This window comes from Christiangramia echinicola DSM 19838 (assembly GCF_000423065.1).
Classification (GTDB): Bacteria; Bacteroidota; Bacteroidia; order Flavobacteriales; family Flavobacteriaceae; genus Christiangramia; species Christiangramia echinicola.
In genome coordinates this window covers 152,001-170,804 of the sequence record NZ_AUHG01000012.1, presented here as the reverse complement: position 1 = coordinate 170,804, position 18,804 = coordinate 152,001, and the positions used below count along the sequence as shown (strand labels likewise).

Annotated in this window: 20 protein-coding genes; 11 read left to right on the top strand and 9 right to left on the bottom strand. The window is 35.7% G+C overall.

The window, feature by feature from the left end; genetic code table 11:
- Window positions 1–199 precede the first annotated feature (199 nt).
- Window positions 200–334 (bottom strand): hypothetical protein, encoded by a 135-nt coding sequence (locus tag G530_RS17890; RefSeq protein ID WP_276202551.1) that lies wholly within the window; start codon window positions 332–334, stop codon window positions 200–202.
- Window positions 335–972: 638 nt separating this feature from the next.
- Between G530_RS17890 and G530_RS16785 the strand changes: the two genes are divergently transcribed.
- Window positions 973–1,827, top strand: coding sequence for an SdiA-regulated domain-containing protein (locus G530_RS16785; RefSeq protein ID WP_051199760.1), 855 nt, complete (start codon window positions 973–975; stop codon window positions 1,825–1,827).
- Here the strand turns inward: G530_RS16785 and G530_RS0110065 are convergent, their stop codons facing one another.
- A complete protein-coding gene (locus G530_RS0110065; protein WP_026934415.1) occupies window positions 1,828–3,114 on the bottom strand; it encodes a dipeptidase in 1,287 nt (428 codons plus the stop codon).
- A gap of 114 nt (window positions 3,115–3,228) precedes the next feature.
- On the opposite strand from G530_RS0110065, the gene G530_RS0110060 reads away from it, so the two are divergent.
- Genes G530_RS0110060 through G530_RS0110050 form a run of 3 tightly spaced genes read left to right on the top strand, consistent with a single transcriptional unit; the run spans window position 3,229 to window position 6,589 of the window.
- Entirely contained in the window at window positions 3,229–4,683 is a 1,455-nt protein-coding gene (locus G530_RS0110060; protein ID WP_026934414.1) for a RimK family protein, read from the top strand.
- Window positions 4,683–5,903: a glutamate-cysteine ligase family protein gene (locus G530_RS0110055; protein ID WP_026934413.1), complete on the top strand. Its 1,221-nt coding sequence runs from the start codon at window positions 4,683–4,685 to the stop codon at window positions 5,901–5,903. The genes G530_RS0110060 and G530_RS0110055 overlap by 1 nt, the downstream gene beginning before the upstream one ends.
- Entirely contained in the window at window positions 5,900–6,589 is a 690-nt protein-coding gene (locus G530_RS0110050; RefSeq protein WP_026934412.1) for an N-formylglutamate amidohydrolase, read from the top strand. The genes G530_RS0110055 and G530_RS0110050 overlap by 4 nt, the downstream gene beginning before the upstream one ends.
- Before the next feature lie 34 nt (window positions 6,590–6,623).
- Here G530_RS0110050 and G530_RS0110045 read toward each other — a convergent pair whose 3' ends face one another.
- Window positions 6,624–7,034, bottom strand: coding sequence for an OsmC family protein (locus tag G530_RS0110045; RefSeq protein ID WP_026934411.1), 411 nt, complete (start codon window positions 7,032–7,034; stop codon window positions 6,624–6,626).
- A gap of 131 nt (window positions 7,035–7,165) precedes the next feature.
- The gene (locus G530_RS0110040; RefSeq protein WP_026934410.1) at window positions 7,166–7,597 is read right to left on the bottom strand and encodes an FKBP-type peptidyl-prolyl cis-trans isomerase; all 432 of its coding nucleotides are present in this window, start codon (window positions 7,595–7,597) and stop codon (window positions 7,166–7,168) included.
- 197 nt (window positions 7,598–7,794) lie between these two features.
- Here G530_RS0110040 and G530_RS0110035 point away from each other — a divergent pair, with 197 nt between their 5' ends.
- The 3 genes from G530_RS0110035 to G530_RS0110025 are packed head-to-tail and all read left to right on the top strand — an operon-like array spanning window position 7,795 to window position 10,836.
- On the top strand, window positions 7,795–9,252 hold the full coding sequence (locus G530_RS0110035; protein ID WP_026934409.1) for a Gfo/Idh/MocA family protein: 1,458 nt from the start codon (window positions 7,795–7,797) through the stop codon (window positions 9,250–9,252).
- Between the two features lie 5 nt (window positions 9,253–9,257).
- On the top strand, window positions 9,258–9,716 hold the full coding sequence (locus G530_RS0110030) for a 3D domain-containing protein (protein WP_051199759.1): 459 nt from the start codon (window positions 9,258–9,260) through the stop codon (window positions 9,714–9,716).
- A 46-nt stretch (window positions 9,717–9,762) separates the two neighbouring features.
- Entirely contained in the window at window positions 9,763–10,836 is a 1,074-nt protein-coding gene (locus tag G530_RS0110025; RefSeq protein WP_026934407.1) for a transporter substrate-binding domain-containing protein, read from the top strand.
- On the opposite strand, the gene G530_RS17885 is transcribed toward G530_RS0110025, so the two are convergent.
- A complete protein-coding gene (locus G530_RS17885; RefSeq protein ID WP_026934406.1) occupies window positions 10,833–10,964 on the bottom strand; it encodes a hypothetical protein in 132 nt (43 codons plus the stop codon). The genes G530_RS0110025 and G530_RS17885 overlap by 4 nt on opposite strands.
- A gap of 134 nt (window positions 10,965–11,098) precedes the next feature.
- On the opposite strand from G530_RS17885, the gene G530_RS17750 reads away from it, so the two are divergent.
- Complete coding sequence (locus G530_RS17750; RefSeq protein WP_156888621.1) at window positions 11,099–11,254, top strand: hypothetical protein; 156 nt, start codon at window positions 11,099–11,101, stop codon at window positions 11,252–11,254.
- A 1-nt stretch (window position 11,255) separates the two neighbouring features.
- Here the strand turns inward: G530_RS17750 and G530_RS0110015 are convergent, their stop codons facing one another.
- Window positions 11,256–11,900, bottom strand: a complete 645-nt coding sequence (locus tag G530_RS0110015; RefSeq protein WP_026934405.1) for a hypothetical protein — start codon at window positions 11,898–11,900, stop codon at window positions 11,256–11,258.
- Between the two features lie 100 nt (window positions 11,901–12,000).
- On the opposite strand from G530_RS0110015, the gene G530_RS0110010 reads away from it, so the two are divergent.
- A complete protein-coding gene (locus G530_RS0110010; protein ID WP_026934404.1) occupies window positions 12,001–13,335 on the top strand; it encodes an aspartate kinase in 1,335 nt (444 codons plus the stop codon).
- 74 nt (window positions 13,336–13,409) lie between these two features.
- On the opposite strand, the gene G530_RS0110005 is transcribed toward G530_RS0110010, so the two are convergent.
- Together G530_RS0110005 and G530_RS0110000 are read right to left on the bottom strand one after the other, a co-directional pair.
- The gene (locus G530_RS0110005) at window positions 13,410–14,648 is read right to left on the bottom strand and encodes a glycosyltransferase (protein ID WP_026934403.1); all 1,239 of its coding nucleotides are present in this window, start codon (window positions 14,646–14,648) and stop codon (window positions 13,410–13,412) included.
- Between the two features lie 24 nt (window positions 14,649–14,672).
- Window positions 14,673–16,484, bottom strand: coding sequence for an SLC13 family permease (locus tag G530_RS0110000; protein ID WP_026934402.1), 1,812 nt, complete (start codon window positions 16,482–16,484; stop codon window positions 14,673–14,675).
- 137 nt (window positions 16,485–16,621) lie between these two features.
- Between G530_RS0110000 and G530_RS0109995 the strand changes: the two genes are divergently transcribed.
- Window positions 16,622–17,122, top strand: a complete 501-nt coding sequence (locus tag G530_RS0109995; RefSeq protein ID WP_026934401.1) for a GreA/GreB family elongation factor — start codon at window positions 16,622–16,624, stop codon at window positions 17,120–17,122.
- Window positions 17,123–17,243: 121 nt separating this feature from the next.
- Window positions 17,244–17,669 carry a DoxX family protein gene (locus G530_RS0109990; protein ID WP_035716212.1) on the top strand — a complete coding sequence of 142 codons (426 nt, stop codon included), beginning with the start codon at window positions 17,244–17,246 and terminating at the stop codon, window positions 17,667–17,669.
- 50 nt (window positions 17,670–17,719) lie between these two features.
- Here the strand turns inward: G530_RS0109990 and G530_RS0109985 are convergent, their stop codons facing one another.
- Entirely contained in the window at window positions 17,720–18,565 is an 846-nt protein-coding gene (locus G530_RS0109985) for an OmpA/MotB family protein (RefSeq protein ID WP_026934399.1), read from the bottom strand.
- Window positions 18,566–18,804 lie beyond the last annotated feature (239 nt).

Genomic DNA, 18,804 nt, shown 5'->3' with positions numbered 1-18,804 from the left:
TTTTAACCAAAAATTATAGCCGGTAAACGTGAATTTACCGGCTAGATTGGAATCGTTCCTACGATAGAAAAATAAGGTCTTTAAACTGTTCAGATGCTGATAGGGACTAAACGGTATTCTTTAATTTAGTGATGAAATTGGCTAATTCTTAAACTAAATATTTGATTGATTTCCCAATGCATTCCTGATTGATGACGACCTAGGCACGGCATTTATTTTCGTGCCATTTAAAATATCCTGTAGAATTCTTAAGATTTAGAAAAGGTCTGCGATGATTTACACCTCCTTCTTTATTCTTTCCAAGATCCTGGATAACGCTATCTAAAGTTTTCATGATTGATGATTTTAATGATTGATGATAATAGGATTAAGCGAATCTTCTTCTGCTAGTGATACTCATTGAACCAGCGTTTGCTTCTGTGTTCATGAAAGATTTTCTGTTTTTAGTGTTTCCTGAAGTTGTCATAATTGATGATTCTAATGATTGATGAATGATGATAATTGATTAAGCGAATCTTCTTCTACTAGTGATACTCATTGAACCAGCGTTTGCTTCTGTGTTCATGAATGATTTTCTGCTTTTGGTGTTGCTTACTAAAGTTGTCATAATTGATGTTTCTGATGATTGATGAATGATGATAATTGATTAAGCGAATCTTCTTCTGCTAGTAATACTCATTGAACCAGCATTTGCTTCTGTGTTCATGAATGATTTTCTGTTTTTGGTGTTGCTTACTGAAGTTGTCATAATTGATGTTTTTGATGATTGTTTCTATTTAATAGACGACTATAAAAATAAACCGTTACAGTACTATGTAATAAAAGGTACCGAATTAACAATATTTTAACAATTCAGCTATTAGAAAGATTTTCAGAAACTTAGACTAGGGGAGGTTTTCAAGTTCAAAGTATTGTTAATCTTTTTGTGTGGGTAGAGCATTAATGTAATTTAGTTCTTAAACATTATAGTTTATGAATAAATGGGCCATAGGTATTATTACAATAGTTCTAATTATAGCAGGTGCAGTTTATGCCATCTATGAGGCCAATGATTATGACTATGATGACTCAACTAAAAAATATAAAATAGTTAAGAAGTGGGAATTACCTGCAGAATTAAATGAGGTATCAGGGATTTACTGGATTAATGATAATCGTATTGCCTGCGTGCAGGATGAAGATGGGATATTATTTGTTTACGATCTAAAATCTTCTAAGATAATTAAACAATACAAATTTGCCGGGCCGGGCGATTATGAAGCTCTTTCTTTTCTAAATGGAGAATTCTGGGTTGTAGAAAGCAATGGTAAATTGTATAAGGTCCCCAATCTAATGGGAGCCGAGAAAGAGGCTGAAGAATTCTCGTTAAATTTTGAATATCGAAATAATATTGAAGGATTAGCAGCAAACTCAGATGGAAACTTATTATTATCTGTTAAGGAGCGAAACCTCGATAATCGGGGGGATTATAAAGGCATATATGCATTTGATCCTAGAACGAAAAAACTGAATATGGATCCCGTAATTAAGATAAGTTATAATGATCCGGCCTTTAATGTGCTTCAAACAGAAAATCCTAGAAAACTAATAAGACCTTCAGATCTTGCTTTTCATCCGGTATCTAAAGAACTCTATGTCCTGGACGCTGAATTTCAAAAAGTGCTTATTCTGGAAGCATCAGGTAAGATCAGGGAATTACATTTATTAGATCCTGAAGAGTTTCCGCAACCTGAAGGAATTTGTTTTAGTCCTTCAGGAAGGATGTTCATTTCTAATGAATCTCTCGGCGGCCCGCCTACTTTAATAGAATTGAAGTTTATTAAATGATCATGATTTTTGGATGTTATCGGCAACTGCCTGCACTTCATCTAAAACCCTAAGCAGGTTTTCTCCCCAAAGTTTTTTGATTTCTTCTTCATTATAACCCCTCTTTACCAGCTCAAGAGTAACATTAAAAGTTTCAGAAGCATCCTGCCAGCCATCGATTCCTCCACCACCATCAAAATCTGAACTAATTCCTACGTGATCTATGCCTATCTTTTCTACCAGGTAATCTACATGATCTACAAAATCTGAAACATTTACCGGTTCTATCTTATCCTTTAAAGCTTCAACCTCTGGTTTAGAAATAAGCTCTAATTTTCTGTAGCTTTCGTAATAATCGTCTTGCGCTCTTTCAGTAAGTTTTTTAATACTATCTCTTTCCAGAATATCGAATCCCATCTCTTTGGCATTCTCCTTATAAATATTATCAGAGGCTGCAGCAAATGCATCATCCTTTTCAGTATTCAAATAAGAGCTGAAGGCAACAGTTTGCACAACACCTCGATGTTCTTTAAAAAGCGCTAATAGTTCATCATCAAGATTTCGACTATGATCACATAAAGCTCGAGCAGATGAATGTGAAGCGATCAAAGGAGCTCTTGAAAGTTCAAACATTTGTTTGATAGCCTCTTTACTTGGATGAGAAACATCTATCATGATCCCGTACCTGTTCATTTCCTTTATTGCTTCTTTACCCAGTTCACTAAGACCATTATATAGCCATTCGTCATTTTCTTCTCCAGTGTTGGAATCGCAAAATTGGCTGTGACCATTATGGGAAAGAGACATATATCTTGCTCCGCGATCGTAAAATTCTTTGATCCTGTCCAGGTCTGTACCAATTGGATAAGCATTTTCCACGCCTATCATGGCTACCTTTTTACCCTCACTTACCAGTTTTCTAACTTCAGTAGAACTGGTAGCTAATCCTAATTTTTCCGGGGCGATTTCATCTGTAAGTCTATGTATTGCTTCAAATTTACTAATGGCATTTTCATATGCATTTTTATATCCCTCGGCATTCAGTTCTTTTTGCCCGGTATAGACGATCAACCAGGTGACATCCATGCCACCTTCGTCCATTTTAGGAAGGTTAACCTGGGTGTCAAGGTCCATTGTGTAATTCTTGTCACTGGTAAAATTGCTTATATTAATGTCATTATGCGTATCTATAGTGATGGCTTCATTATGGATAATTCTGGCTTTCTCTTTCAAATCACTTTCTGAAGTTTGAGCAGTTATAGCAAGAAGTCCTATAAAAAATAAGATTGCGGTAATTTTATAGCGCATATTCAACGGGTTTTAAATTTGAAGGTTGAATTTAACAATAATTATTAAGCTATACTTAAAATCTAAAATTGGATTGGTTTTTAATATACATTTGAAAAAACTTTTTCATGTTTAATGAATAAATATATTGTGGTAAATCAGCCGGAGACCTGGACTATCTCTTCGGAACATGTACAGATAATTTCCTCAAAAGATTATCTCACCAGGCCTGAGTATTCTAAACTAAAGAAGGCCCGGATCTTCAACCTGTGTAAGGATTATTCCTATCAGTCTAAAGGTTATTATGTTTCCCTTCTTGCGGAAGCCCGGGGACATTTAGCAATTCCAACAGTTAAGAATATTGTAGACCTTGGTGAACCAAAACTCGTTAAGATCGTTTCAGAAGATTTTGATGATCTTTTACAACAGTCCTTAAAGAATATTAAATCTCAGGAGTTTACCCTGAGTATTTATTTTGGGCAAAATGTAGCTGCAAAATACAGGGAATTGAGTGCCATGTTCTTCAGGCATTTTCAAATTCCATTTTTAAGGGTGAAGTTCAATTTCACTACAAAATGGAATATAAAGAGTATCAAAGCTATTTCAGAATCTGAAATTCCCGAAGATCATAAGGAAAGTATGCTTGTTTTTGCTGAACAGTATTTTGCCAAGAAACGCTATGACACTCCTAGAAATAATGTCGCAGAATATGATCTGGCTATTTTAGTCCAGCCTAATGATGTTGCTCCGCCAAGCAACCAGAAAGCACTGAAAAAGTTTATGGATATCGCGGAAAAAATGGGGTTTTATTCAGAAATTATTTCTCCCAAAGAACTTTCAAGACTTTCTGCCTTTGATGCTTTATTTATTAGACAAAGTACCGAGGTTAATAATGAGGCGTATGCATTTGCACGAAAAGCACAGCAGGAAGATATCGCAATTATAGATTATCCGGATGCTATTCTTAAATGCTGTAATAAAGTTTATATGGCTGAAGCTTTAGAAAATGCAGGAATACCTACACCTAAAACTATTATTGTACATAAAGAAAATAAAGATGTTGTATTGGCAAAGATCGGTTTACCTGTCGTATTAAAATCGCCAGATTCAACCTTCTCCTTCGGTGTTAAAAAAGCTGAAACAGAAGAGGAGTATCTGGAAGTGGTTAATGCCATGCTTAAAAAATCTGACCTGGTGATCGCACAGGAGTTCTCTCCTTCAGATTATGACTGGCGAATTGGGGTTCTTGACGGGAAACCTTTTTATGCCTGTAGATATTATATGGCCAAAGGACACTGGCAGATCTATAACTGGGATGCAGAAAAGAAAGATGATCAGGATGGGAATGCAGATTGTCTACCAATAGAAAAAGTGCCTGAGAAGATCCTGAGAAATGCTATAAAAGCAGCCAAATTGATGGGAAAAGGCTTATACGGTATAGATATTAAAGAAGTAGACTCAAAAGCTTTGGTAATAGAGATCAATGATAATCCTAATATCGATGCTGGGGTGGAAGATGATTACTATGGTGACCAGGTGTATATTGATATTTTAACCGCATTTAAAAATAGATTAGAAAATAAAATATAATGGCATATCACCTTTTTGAAGTATACGGAATTGAATTGGAATATATGCTGGTTCAAAATTCAGACCTTAAAGTAAATCCTATTGTAGATACATTGCTTACCAGAAAGAATGGAACACTTATCTCTGATGTTGAAAATGGTAAGATAGAATGGAGCAACGAATTGGTTGCTCACGTAGTAGAAATGAAAACCAATGGCCCTACGAACGATCTGGATAATCTAGATGAGCTTTTTGCTGAAAATGTGAAGGAGATGAATGCTTTATTAGCAGAATCTGATACCCGTCTTCTGCCAACAGCTTCTCATCCGTTTATGGATCCAAATACCGAAACTCTTCTCTGGCCACATCATTACAGTAAGATCTATGCGTTATATAACAGGATCTTTGATTGTAAAGGCCATGGTTGGAGCAATGTGCAAAGCATGCATATTAATCTGCCATTTTTTGATGATGCCGAATTTGAAAAACTACATGCCGCTGTAAGAGTTCTTCTGCCTTTGATCCCAGGTCTGGCTGCAAGCTCCCCGGTTATGGATGCTGAATTTACCGGTTTTAAAGATGCCAGGATGCATTATTATAAGACCAATCAAAAAGAAATTCCGCATATGACAGGAAAGGTCATACCGGAGCAGGTTTTTAATAAATCTGATTATTACAAGTCCATTTTTGAACCTATAACAGAGGCTATTAAACCTTTTGATACTGAAAAGATCCTGGATCACCATTTCCTCAATTCCAGGGGAGCTATTTCCAGGTTCGATAGAAATGCTATCGAGATCAGGGTGATAGATATTCAGGAAAATCCTTCAGCAGATATCGCTATTGCAGCTTTTATTATCGAGGTTCTTAAATTGCTCGTTTCAGAAGAACTGGTTTCTTTAGTAGATCAGAAATCATGGCATGAAGATGAGCTTTTTCTAATTTTTGATGAAGTGATCAAGAATGCCGAAACTACGCTGATCACTAACAAGAAGTACCTGGCAATTTTCGATCTGGATAAAGAGGTCGATGTTAAGACTATCTGGAAAAAGCTGTATGAATTGGTAGGAGGGAAGTTAAGTGCTGGACAACAAGACCATATTGAATTCATTCTTCAAAACGGAAGTCTGGCCACCAGAATTCTAAAAGCTCTCCGGAATGATTTTGAGATCGAAAATATTAAAAAAGTATATGGCAGGCTTGCTGATTGTCTTCAGGAAAATATAATGTTCAGGCCATGAAACTTGTACTGACATGTGAACATGCCTTTCCTGATATTCCGGAAAAATATAAACAACTATTCTTAAAGGATATTAACGTACTTAAAACTCATGAAGCTTATGATCCCGGGGCTTTCGATGTATTTCAGAAATTGAAAATTTTAGGAGATGTTTCCCATTATCAAAAAATTGGAAGATTATTGATAGAAATTAATAGATCTGAATGGCACAGAAGTTTGTTATCAAGATTCTCAGAAACTTTGACCGTTAAGCAAAAGAAAGCGTTACTGGATACTTATTATATTCCTTACCGCAATGGGGTTATTAGATCTATAAAAGAATTAATCGATGCTGGCGATCGCGTGGTTCATATTTCTATTCATAGTTTTACCCCGGTTTTATATTGTAAAGAGAGAAGTGCAGATATTGGGCTGCTATACGATCCGCAGAGAAAAGATGAGAAGCAATTTGCGCGAAAATGGAAAGGATTATTATTGAATAATTTTCAAGATCTAAAAGTGAGATTCAATTATCCCTATCTGGGAAGGTCAGATGGATTTACTACCAGCCTGAGGAAACTTTTTCCTGAAAATTATGTGGGAATAGAACTGGAAGTGAACCAGAAGTGGGTGAGTGGTAATAAACTGGATGATTCTTTGAAGCATGCCATCTTTAGGACCATAAAAGAATTAAAAGAAAAGCCCTGAAATTTTGAATTTCAGGGCTCTGTTCTTTAATTTCTTATTTAAGGTCGTATTCTAAAGTGATTTCGGCCTTTAGTAATTTTGATAATGGGCAGCTCTCTTTAGCTTTATTGGCAATTTTATCAAACTGTTCCTTATTAATTCCGGGTACTTCAGCAGTAAGGATCAAATGTGATTTGGTGATCTCTCCATCTTCGAAGGTGATCTCTGATGTTGTTTCGAGTTTATCTGGTTCAAATCCATCTTCAGTTAAAAATGCAGATAACTGCATACTAAAACAACCTGCATGAGCGGCTCCAACTAATTCTTCAGGATTGGTTCCCTTACCATCTTCAAAACGAGTTTTGAAAGAATACTGTTCATCTTTTAAAACTCCGCTTTCAAGACTTACGGTTCCATTTCCTTCTTTTAATGAGCCTTTCCAAACGGCTGATCCTTTTCTTTTCATAACTTGGTTATTTGTGATTTCTCTCTAAATTAAGAAGCATAAGCTGAACCGGAAAAGAATTATAAAAACCTTAACCAATAAAAAAGCCTGAAAGATAACTTCCAGGCTTTTTCATATATGATTTCTGAGAATTACTTGATCTCAACAACTTCAAGATCAAATACAAGATCTTTTCCAGCTAATGGATGATTGGCATCTACAACGATACTCTCATCTTTAACTTCAGTTACTACAAGATTGATCTCACGACCATCAGGTCCTTTAGATACAAGTGGCATTCCAACTTCTGGTTTAAGCTCTTCTGGTAGTTGATTTTTTTCAACTTCCTGAATAAGCTCAGCTTTTGGCTCACCGTAAGCCTCTTCTTTAGGTATATTGATAGTCTTCTTCTCGTTTACTTCCATACCGATAAGACCTTCTTCAAAACCTGGGATAAGTTGACCTTGACCTAGAGTGAACTCTATTGGCTCTCCGCGTTCTACTGAACTATCGAAAACCTGACCGTCTTCTAACTTCCCTGTGTAATGTACCTTAACGGCGTCATTTTGCTTTACTTGACTCATAAAAAGTATTTTTTCAATTTTTGTTTTGGCTATAAACTAATTTTCAGCCATTTATGCCAAATGGTGCAAGTACCCTGCCGAAGGCCAAATAACCCGACAGAATAACCGATGGTGATACATTTTGTCATATTTTCATTAAATTGTTTGAAGTTTCTAATAGATATTACTTCAACTCTGTCAAACTAACTTAATTTTCTATGAAACCAAATAAAAATTTAGCAAAGGATTCACGAAGAGATTTTGTCAAAAAATCTGCTATCGCTGCCACCGGTTTTTTTATTGTTCCTCGACATGTACTTGGTGGGCCTGGTTTTATACCTCCAAGTGATAAACTATTGATCGCTGGAATTGGAGTAGGTGGGAAAGGAGAATCTGATATTCAAAGTTTTTATAAAAGTGGCAAGGCTGAAATTGCCTTTTTATGCGATGTAGACGATCGTAGAGCAGCCACTTCCAGGCAAAGGTTTCCGAAAGCAAAATATTATAAGGATTATAGGGAACTGTTTGATAAAGAATCGAAAAATTTCGACGCTGTATCCATTTCAACACCAGATCATAATCATGCTGTACAAACAATGGCCGCCATGCAACGCGGTAAGCATGTGTATGTTCAGAAACCCTTAACTCATGATATATATGAGGCTAGAGCTTTAACTGAAGCAGCAAAGAAATACAAGGTAGTAACCCAAATGGGAAACCAGGGCGCTTCTGGAGATGGGGTACGTAAAATGAAAGAATGGTATGATGCGGGTATTATTGGGGAAGTAAATGAAGTTTATGTATGGACTAACCGACCTGTATGGCCACAAGGTATTCCCTGGCCAGAAAGATCTTCACCGGTTCCATCTGAGCTGGACTGGAAATTATGGCTGGGCACAGCACCATATAAAGAATATATAGATGGTCTTGTTCCTTTCAACTGGCGTGGTTGGTGGGATTATGGTACCGGGGCATTGGGGGATATGGGTTGCCATTTAATTGAACCTCCTTTTAGCGTTCTGGATCTCAAGTACCCGAAAGAAGTAGAATGTAGCGTAGGAAGTGTGTATGTAGATGAGTTTCAACGAGGTTATTTCCCTGAAAGTTGTCCACCTTCAAGTCATGTAATAATGAGTTTTGAAGGGAAAGATAATAATAAGGATATTACCTTGCATTGGATGGATGGCGGAATTAAGCCAATGCGACCTGAAGAACTTGGTCCTGAAGAAACCTTTGGTGATGGAGGGAATGGAGCTCTTCTCATTGGGAGTAAAGGTAAAATGATGTGCGGAACTTACGGATTAAACCCACGTTTACTGCCAACTTCTAAAACTGATGAAGTGAGTGTTCCTCAGAAATATGCCCGGGTAGAAGGTGGAATGGATGGTCATTACGCCCAATGGGTTGAGGCCGCAATTGCAGGATACGGTAAAAAAGAAGTCAGTTCTCCATTCGATATAGCCGGTCCGCTTACCGAATCCCTTTTAGTTGCTAACCTGGCCATCAGGGGATATGATATTCAGAAAACAAGGAAAAAGGAGAATGGTGAAGAACAAATTTATTATCCTGGAAGAGATATCAAAATGATATGGGACGCAGAAAATATGAAAGTAACGAACTTTGATGAGGCTAACCAGTTCGTTAAACGAAATTACCCTGAAGGGTTTACTTTATAAAATTTATGAGAATATGGAAACTTGCTCTTTCTCGAAATAGAGAATTATGCCTGAGGAATTGCACCGTTATATTTTTTCTAATTATACTTTGCTCATGTAAGAGGCGTAATCTCACAAACGAAGAATTAGATTGGGATACTATTTGCGTGACTGCTACTGCCTATAATTCTGTAGGATATCAAACTCAGGATAATCCAAGAATTACGGCATGGGGAGACACCTTAAAACCAGGTATGAATGCCATTGCTATTTCGCGCGATCTATTAAAATTAGGACTTGATCATAACTCTAAAATTAAGATCGAAGGTTTTGACAGTATTTATCTTGTTAAGGATAAAATGCATTATCGATGGCGTAATAAAATAGATATCTATATGGGCGAAAATGTAGATAAGGCGAAGAAGTTTGGTAGAAAGAAATTAAATATCGCTTATATCTTCCATAAAGACACCGTAGCAAAGTAAGTACATTATCTCATCTTTATTATCTTCGACGTTTAAAAATTTATTGATGCCAATTATTCGACAGATTTCTACTTTCTTATTTTTTCTTATTTGCTCTCTCCATAGCTTTTCTCAGGAATCAGATTCACTTCAGAGAAATAAAAAATTAATTATCGGAGTGACTGAAACTCCTCCATTTGTTGAAAAGCGCCCACAAGGATATGCGGGCTTAAGTATAGCATCGTGGAAAATGGTGAATGAGCAACTACAGGCTTCCTATGAATTTAAGGAATACGAAAGCCTTGAGAGTCTATTAACTGGAATTGAAAATGGAGAAGTAGATCTAAGTGTGAATCCCATTACTGTTACCGATAACAGGATGAAACGGATGGAGTTTTCCCAGCCTTATTTTATCTCACATACAAGCGTGGTAAAAAGAAAAGAGTCGAATGTACTTAACCATGTCAAGAATTTTTTTAGCTGGGACTTTTTCTCTTTGATTGGATTATTACTTTTTGTCATACTTATTTTTGGAATTCTTGTTTGGGCTTTTGAAAGAAGGAGGAATCCCGAAGAATTTGGCGGGAGCATTAGAGGGATTATGCAGGGCTTCTGGTGGAGTGCAGTTACCATGACCACAGTAGGTTATGGGGATAAAGCTCCTAAGACTACCGGAGGTAGAGTGATAGGACTCATTTGGATGTTTATTGCGGTGATCATAATATCAAGTTTCACGGCAGGAATTGCGTCGTCTCTAACCGTTAAAAGCATCAATGAAGAAATTACCAATATCCAGGATTTGGAGCGATTTGAGGTGACTACCGTTAAAAGTTCGAGCTCTCAGGAATTGTTAGATCTATATAATGTTCGAAATACGCTTGTGACTAATGGTGTAGAAGGATTGAATGCTGTAATGAACAAGAAAACTAAGCTATTTGTCTATGATGAGCCAATTCTAAAATTTGAAATTGAAAGATTAGGCTTATCAGATGAATTGGAGATACTGGGACAAAGCTTAAAGAAAGATTATTATAGCTATGCTTTCCCAAAAGATTCAAAACTTAAAAAAGAAATTGATCCTATTTTAGTAAGGACTTTAAAAACTATGGAATGGGCAAACCTCGTTAAGGATTATAACTAATTAAGGCCTAAATAGCCCAATAGAATCCAAAGAATAACAAAGACAACTACCATACCTATACAACCGCAACCACCGCCAAATTTTTTGGCTCCCCAACCGGCTAATATAGCTCTAAGAATATTTTTCATTTTGAATAAATTTTTAATAAAAATAGCTCCAGATTAACTTCAATTTTTCTGAATTAGGAAAAATTTATAATGAAATTTAATTAAATTATTGATTTTTAGTATATTAGCCAACCCTATTGAATTTAACGGTTTATATGATACAATCCCGAAATAAATCTGACGGCAGATCAGATATAGAATTCCTTAGAACGGCCAGAAGGGTTAATAATAAGATAATTTATATCGCAATTAGTATTATCATAATACTGGCAGTCTTTGCGATGACTGGTGTTTATTACGAATACTGGTAGATTATTGCTTTATCTCATTCATTAAGAGAAAGGCCTTATTTATATATTCCTTTTCTAAAAACAACGCAAAATAGTTAGAGGTGGAGATCATTTCGAATACCGGAATCCCTTCATAGGCCAGTAATTTGAATATGTAGAAATATAATCCTACGGTTTGAGAACTGTTTTTAGGTAAGGCAATGGTAATAGATGAAAGTTCTTCCTTCACCGAGACTCTCACTTCATTTCTGAAACATTTTTCCACCAGGTCCGTTAGAGAAGAAGAGACCAGAATATTACTTTCCTGATAATTGCTTGAATAATTTAGATAAACTCCGGTTTCGTCCTTAACCGCTTCCATTAATTTGATCTTATTGGAAATAATCGTTTTTGAATTTAGAAAAGTGTATTCGGTAATGCCAGACCTTACGATAATATCTCCAAGTTCGCGAAGGCTCTGCATATTTACTTTTGTGCGGGTAGGAGCATACCGCCTGAGTGCCATGATGATACTTCCCTGTTTAACCGGCTTTCTCATTTCCTTTTCAACCTGCGGCTGAATATCTGCTGCAAGACCACTAAAATTCACAATATCCCTTGCTATCGCGTCATCCAGAAAAGGTTGATGGCGAATAATGTCATGCACACAGGTAGTGATCGTCTTCATTGTTAATTATTAAACATTTTGTACAAATGTATATAAAATGAAATATAATTTTTGTCTCACTTTATTTAATAAATATCTATGCAGCCTGAAATTACTGGATATGAAAGTATTAAAATTTGGGGGTACGTCTGTAGGTTCTGCTGCTAGTATCAGGAATGTGAGAAATATTGTTTCAGGACAGGAAGGCACTAAATTATTAGTTCTTTCGGCCATGTCTGGAGTTACCAATAAACTGGTAGAAATCTCAGAAAAGCTTAGAATCGGCGATCTTGCTACTTGTTCGAAGATAATTCTGGATTTGAAGACAAAACACTTTGACCTGGTAGATGAATTAATTGCAGAGGATTCGGTGAACAATACGGTTAAATCAAGATTAAATTTTCAGTTTGATGAATTGGAACAAATTTGCCGATCTAATTGGAATAACCAGATAGAAGCTAAAATTCTTACCACTGGTGAAAGCTTATTAACTCTTATTTTTAGTGAATACCTGAAATTTGAAGGTATTGGAAATAGCTTGTTAGATGCTAAAAAATTCATGCAGGTAAATAATCTTGAAAATCCAGATACCTTGCATATTGGAGAACTCCTGAATGATTATTTGAAATCATCTGAAGAAAATGATATTCTTATCACTCAGGGATTTGTAAGAATAGATGCTAAAGGCGCAGTAAACACTTTAAAAAGAGGAGGGAGCGATTATACGGCAACTATCCTTGGAGCTGCAATAAGGGCCTCTGAAATCCAGATATGGACAGACATTAGTGGTTTACACAATAATGATCCTCGTTTTGTAGAAAATACCCATCCTGTATCTCAATTAAGTTTCGAAGAGGCTGCAGAGCTGGCATACTTTGGAGCTAAAATCTTGCATCCACAAACTATATCTCCGGTAATTGGTAAGAATATTCCGGTTTATTTGAAGAATACATTTACGCCTGATGCCACCGGGACATGCATAAGCGCTATTGCTGAAAGAAAAGGTTTAAAAGCCATTTCAGCGAAAGACGAAATTACTGCTATCAAAATCAAGTCTAATAGAATGCTAATGGCACACGGTTTCCTTAGAAAGATCTTCGAAATATTTGATAAATATGAGACGGCCATAGACATGATCACCACTTCAGAGATCGCTATTTCACTTACCATAGATGACTGTTCTAACCTTGAACTAATACTTAAAGAATTAGAAAGCTATGGGGAAATAAGTGTTGATTCCAATCATAGCATTATTTGTATAGTTGGAGAAGGGGTTATGGAGGATCGAGGAACCTCAAGATTATTTGAAATACTAAAGGATGTTCCGGTAAGGATGATCTCTTACGGTGGAAGTAATAATAACATTTCTTTGCTTGTAGATACCCGTAATAAAATAGAGGTTTTGCAAAAATTGAATAAAAAGCTTTTTGATGATAGATTGGTTAGTTCGGTCTAGTTTGTTTAGAATTTTTGATTAAACTGTTTTTTGTGTAGTGAAAACTGTCGGTAAGCATGTCTTCCGGCGGTTTTCTAATTTTTATTTCGATTCTTTTCCTCTATAAATCTGGACATGAAATAAGTGCTTCGATGTAAATGATGTTTTAACATCTTTCCTGTAAAATTAAGATCACGATGCATGGATAAATTCTTTATTATCGAATTTAATGTTTTACGAAAATTATCCTGATGATACTTCTTATTAAATTTGTTGTTAAATATCTCAAAACCTGTTTGTTGCTTCTCCTTCCAAAGATTTTCATTCGAATATAGTTCTATTGCATGCTGAACAAATTTCTCAACTTCATTAGTAACAAATCCATTCCATTTATTCCAATTACTTATTCCTTCAGCGCCGATTCCTGTAGTAACTGAAGGTGTTCCGTTTTTCATGGCTTCTACCAGTTTGCCTTTTAACCCGGCACCAAATTGTATAGGAGCAAGGCAAATTTTGGAGTTCTTCATTACCTCGTTCGCATTCTCTACCCAACCATGAATGAGAAATTTTTCGTTTGTATTATGAAGATTTAGAACTTTTTCTGAAGGGTATGCACCATAAATGTTCATCCTGGCTTCAGGTAGTTTTTTATGAATTTCTGGCCATACTTTTTCCTTAAGGAATAATACGGCATTCCAGTTTGGTTCATGCAGAAAGTTCCCAATGCTTATAAAATCCTTTCGATCGTTAAAACCTGGTAATTCCAATTGCTCATTTTTTGATATTGCTGAAAGCATAAATGGTAAATAGAGCAAGATCTCTTCCGGTATTCTGAATTCGGTACGAAGTAATTCTAATTCAGGTTCAGAAATTATTAAACTTATGTCACATCGGTATATCGCAGCGATCTCCCTTTTGGCAAGATCTGAAGTCAGGTAAATATCTTTTTCAGAAATATTCTTTTTATAAGCTTCCTCACGGGCATTCCGAAGAAAATGAAGATCTTCTGTATCTAAAATTTTAATGGCTGCAGGACAAACATTATCTACTCTCCAGCCAAATTGTTCCTCTATCATGAAACGGTCAAAAAGAACAATCTCAGGATTCAATTCTTTAAGTAAAATATCAAACTCAGGATCGTTCAATTTGATCCTTTCCGTATGAATTCCCAATGAATCAAGATCCACCTTATTATCTGTATCTCGAGCGGTGGTCGCAAAGGTTATTCTATAATTTTCATTCTGAAAGAATTCTATTAATTGCATCATTCTGGCTCCTGCCGCTGAAGAAGACGGCTCGGGCCAGATGTAGCCAATAATAAGAAGGTTTGACATTAACTTTTTTTCAAAAATAACATTTTAAAGTTGTCCTGATAGAAGTATCGTTGCGGTAATCCAAAGGACAATAGATAGAACTCCACCTATTAATAAGAAATGTTTGAATTTATAAATTCCCATTCCGTAAATAATAGTATTGGTTTGATAACCAACAGGAGTAAAAAAGCTAAAATTAGACGCGAAAAGAACGGCCAGAATAAATGGTTTTGGATCAAGATTTAGATTAGCTGCTATGGTTATGGCTATAGGAGCAATGATAATTGCGGTGGCATTGTTAGAAATAAATCCACTCAAAAACATGGTTACCAGGAATAACAGGCCTATAACAACAAAATGGCTTTTATCAGCGAACAATTTTAATAGATTCCCGGAGATCCATTGATCTGCTCCCGTATTAGTCATTGCTACACCAAGAGGGATCATTCCTGCAAGAAGAAAAATGATCTGCCAGTTAACCTGTGAATATATTTTTCCCAGATCTATGCATTTAAGAAAAATCATTAGAAAGCATCCTATTAGAGCGCTTTTTAAAATTGGAAATATCGAAAATGCTGATAAAGCGATCACTAATAATAGGATTCCTAAAGATATATTACGTTTAGATTTTGTAGTGATCTTAATATCCTCATGTTTCTCTAAAATTGCTATATCGTCCATCTTACGAAGCTCATGCAGATCATTTGGCGAAACCTCTACCAGCAGCCGGTCGCCAACCCTTAATTCTATATCATCAGATTCCTTATTAAAGATCCTTCTTCCTGGATTTCTAAGACTTCTTCTTTTTCTGATCGCCAGAGGAGAAGCTCCATGAAGATCATACCATCCAACGGTCTTTATACTTTTACCAATCAATGGTGAATTTGGAAGCATCAGGATTTCTAATAACTGAAAGTTATCCTCGTTGTTTGCGAGAGATTCAGAGTTTTCTTCTGTTTTAGCTTTTTCATTATTCTTAATGATAATGATATCTCCGGAATCTTTTAATTTCAGTAATTGCTTAATACTACACCTAAGCAATAATTGATCTCCCTCTTTAAGGGTGGTGTATTTTCCAGGATGCTCATTGATAGCACCTTTTCTTTTAAGTCTTATTACGTCTATATCTTCAGCCTCTGTACCAAATATTTCCTGAATATTCTTACCAATAAGTTTAGATTCATTTGAAATTATTCCACGGGTTATGAATTCATCTAAATCATAATCGCTGGAAATATTGTTCTTCGATTTGCCTGGTAAGAATCGCATAAGAATACTAATAGTCACGATGGTGATTAAAAGAAAGATGACGCCGTACCAGCTGAATTCAAAAAATTGAAATCTTTCCACTCCACGTTTAACTGCCACAGCATTAACAATAAGGTTCGTAGATGTACCCATTAAAGTGCAACTACCTCCAATGATACCTGCGAAGGAAATAGGAAGTAATAGCTTAGAATTGGGAATATCATATTTCTCGGTAAGTTCATTGATGATCTTGACAAAGACCAGTACAACGGCGGTAGTATTTATAAAAGCTGAAATACCTCCAGCTATGAACATAAATACTGGCACCATAAAGAATAAAGGTAAACCTCGAAGTTTTTTTAGTCCGTTTGCCAGCCAGTCTATGACTCCATTATCTTCCAGACCTATTGCAATGATCATAAGGGCAAGAACAGTTATAGTGGCGGGACTGGAAAAGCCTGATATAGCTTCCTCAGGACTAACTAAATTAAAAAGGAGAAGACTAACCATTATGAAAAAAGCAATCTTATCTACCGGGAAAATTTCCAGGGCAAAAAGAAATATCACAATGATGATCAAGACAAAAAGGATGATTATTTCCAGGCTCATATTTCACGGTTAATCCTTATATAAAAGTAGAACTAACTTCTATTCGCTCATTTTCTTTCTGAAATATTTATGATTCCATATTTGGCAGGATGAGCCCATTTAGATATTATTCAGGGAATTAGGATTGAAATTTAATTATGAGCAGAGGATTTGTAAAGGAGGAAGATCAGGAGGAACCGGTAATTATACCGCCGAGAGCAGCTATTCCTGAGGGTGTCACTAATTATGTCACTATGAATGGTATGGAAGAATTGAAAAAGGAACTAAAAGATCTGGAAAACGCCAGAGCTAATGTAACTGCAGAAAATGATACTGAAAAGAGAAGAGAACAGAGTTTAATTGATGGTAAGATCAATCTTTTAATGGAGAGACTTAATACGGCCAGGTTGCTTACACCTCAAGAATTACCTAAAGACGAAGTAAGATTTGGAGCGCATGTAGAAATCGAAAATATCAGTAATGGTCAAATTCAGAAATTTCAGATTGTAGGCGTAGATGAGGCTAATATCAAAAATAAGAAGATCGCATTTGTTGCACCAATTGCCAGAGCTATAACTGGTAAAAAAGTGGGGGAAACGGCTGATTTCAGATTGGGAGATGAATTAAGGAAATTAAAAATAATTAAAATATTTTATTGAATTTCCTCTTGAATGAATTCAGTATCCTCCACTAAATATCCAAATTTACCTTCCGATTTGAATATTGAATTTCAATGATTTAACTTTTTTATATATTTAATTCAACTTCAAACAAGTTGTCATGGATTCGTACAGAACAAATATTAATTTATTAAATGCAGATGTGGGACTACTAATTTTTCGTGTTTCAATCGCACTCTTGATGCTTACACACGGATTACCCAAACTTCTAAAGTTTTTTGGGCCTGAAGAATTGGGTTTTGCAGACCCTATTGGGCTAGGGGAAACAATTACCTTTACTTTGGCCGTATTCTCAGAATTTTTCTGTGCGGCATTTATTTTATTTGGTTTTATAACCAGGTTTGCGGCATTGCCACTAATAACTTCAACGTTTGTTGCTGCTTTTATAGTACATAAGGCAGATGGATTTGCAGATCAGGAATTGCCACTTCTTTTTATGTCTGGGTTTATACTTCTTGCTTTTACTGGACCCGGTAAATATTCTATAGATTTCTGGATGAATAAGAAGAAAAAGTCCAGAGCATAAAAAAAGGGGAAGCAAATGCTTCCCCTTAAAATTTTATAAATCTTACTCTTTTAATTCTTAGCTACTGAAGCTTCTCCCTCTAGCATTGCAAAGAATTTATCAAGATTTGGAATAATTACAATTCTTGTTCTACGGTTTTTAGCCATATTGTCTTTGTTGGTATTTTCAACAAGTGGCTGGTAACTACTTCTACCGGCAGCAATTAATTTAGAAGGCTCTACATTATACTTTTCCTGTAGAAGTCTAACTATAGACGTAGCTCTTCTAACACTAAGATCCCAGTTATCCTTCAAATAAGAATCTTTTACCATGGTACGATCATCTGTATGACCTTCGATCATAACCTCCATCGCTGGTTCACTATTAATTACTTCAGCAAGTTTCTTTAGTAAAGGCTGAGCTTCATTAGTTACTCTATAACTACCGCTTCCAAATAAAAGTTTATCAGAAACATTAATCATTACTACTGTTTCATCTACACTAATGTCTATATCATCCTCATCTGCACCTTCAGAAATATTTTGCTTAAGGTTATAAGAGACTACCAGGTTTATCGAATCTTCCAGCGATTCTGCGCCTTTCACCTTCTCAGGATCCATTTTAGCGATGGTATTTCTCATCTTTTCCTTGGTGTTCTTAGACATCACCGTTAGGTCATTCATTTCCATCATCCCCTCATTTTCTGTTCTCAGGGAATTTATTTTCGCATTATATTCAGCAACTCTTTGCTCAATAGCAGCATACTTATCTTCAATTTCTTCTTTTTCTACTCTGGTCTTTTGTAAAGTACTTCTGGTGTCATTTAATTCATCTTCCAGGGCAACATACTTCTTTTTAGAAACACATGAAGTTAGCATGGTGGCTGCCAAAACAGTTACAGTTATTACTCTTTTCATAAATCGGATTTTTAATTTTTATATTGATTATTTAGTTTGACTAATCGTTTTATTAAAGGCTATAATAGTGCCACTCCTAATTCACATTCGCTTTTACGGTTAATAAAGCAGTGAAAAAGGAAAACTGAAATTCCGGCTTAAAGCTTTAAAATAAGCACATTAAGGTGCCTGTATTGCAAAATAGATAAATTAGTAGCGAGCCTTAGCCTTACATGAAGCTGAAGTGATCAAATCGATTA

Coding starts and splice junctions, on each gene's coding strand:
- G530_RS0110060 (WP_026934414.1), top strand. CDS start 3,229: ATGAATAAATATATTGTGGTAAATCAGCCGGAGACCTGGACTATCTCT.
- G530_RS0110050 (WP_026934412.1), top strand. CDS start 5,900: ATGAAACTTGTACTGACATGTGAACATGCCTTTCCTGATATTCCGGAA.
- G530_RS0110040 (WP_026934410.1), bottom strand. CDS start 7,597: ATGAGTCAAGTAAAGCAAAATGACGCCGTTAAGGTACATTACACAGGG.
- G530_RS17885 (WP_026934406.1), bottom strand. CDS start 10,964: ATGAAAAATATTCTTAGAGCTATATTAGCCGGTTGGGGAGCCAAAAAA.
- G530_RS0110015 (WP_026934405.1), bottom strand. CDS start 11,900: ATGAAGACGATCACTACCTGTGTGCATGACATTATTCGCCATCAACCT.
- G530_RS0110005 (WP_026934403.1), bottom strand. CDS start 14,648: ATGTCAAACCTTCTTATTATTGGCTACATCTGGCCCGAGCCGTCTTCT.
- G530_RS17890 (WP_276202551.1), bottom strand. CDS start 334: ATGAAAACTTTAGATAGCGTTATCCAGGATCTTGGAAAGAATAAAGAA.
- G530_RS0110065 (WP_026934415.1), bottom strand. CDS start 3,114: ATGCGCTATAAAATTACCGCAATCTTATTTTTTATAGGACTTCTTGCT.
- G530_RS0110055 (WP_026934413.1), top strand. CDS start 4,683: ATGGCATATCACCTTTTTGAAGTATACGGAATTGAATTGGAATATATG.
- G530_RS0110030 (WP_051199759.1), top strand. CDS start 9,258: ATGAGAATATGGAAACTTGCTCTTTCTCGAAATAGAGAATTATGCCTG.
- G530_RS0110000 (WP_026934402.1), bottom strand. CDS start 16,484: ATGAGCCTGGAAATAATCATCCTTTTTGTCTTGATCATCATTGTGATA.
- G530_RS0109985 (WP_026934399.1), bottom strand. CDS start 18,565: ATGAAAAGAGTAATAACTGTAACTGTTTTGGCAGCCACCATGCTAACT.
- G530_RS0110035 (WP_026934409.1), top strand. CDS start 7,795: ATGAAACCAAATAAAAATTTAGCAAAGGATTCACGAAGAGATTTTGTC.
- G530_RS17750 (WP_156888621.1), top strand. CDS start 11,099: ATGATACAATCCCGAAATAAATCTGACGGCAGATCAGATATAGAATTC.
- G530_RS16785 (WP_051199760.1), top strand. CDS start 973: ATGAATAAATGGGCCATAGGTATTATTACAATAGTTCTAATTATAGCA.
- G530_RS0110025 (WP_026934407.1), top strand. CDS start 9,763: ATGCCAATTATTCGACAGATTTCTACTTTCTTATTTTTTCTTATTTGC.
- G530_RS0109990 (WP_035716212.1), top strand. CDS start 17,244: ATGGATTCGTACAGAACAAATATTAATTTATTAAATGCAGATGTGGGA.
- G530_RS0110045 (WP_026934411.1), bottom strand. CDS start 7,034: ATGAAAAGAAAAGGATCAGCCGTTTGGAAAGGCTCATTAAAAGAAGGA.
- G530_RS0109995 (WP_026934401.1), top strand. CDS start 16,622: ATGAGCAGAGGATTTGTAAAGGAGGAAGATCAGGAGGAACCGGTAATT.
- G530_RS0110010 (WP_026934404.1), top strand. CDS start 12,001: ATGAAAGTATTAAAATTTGGGGGTACGTCTGTAGGTTCTGCTGCTAGT.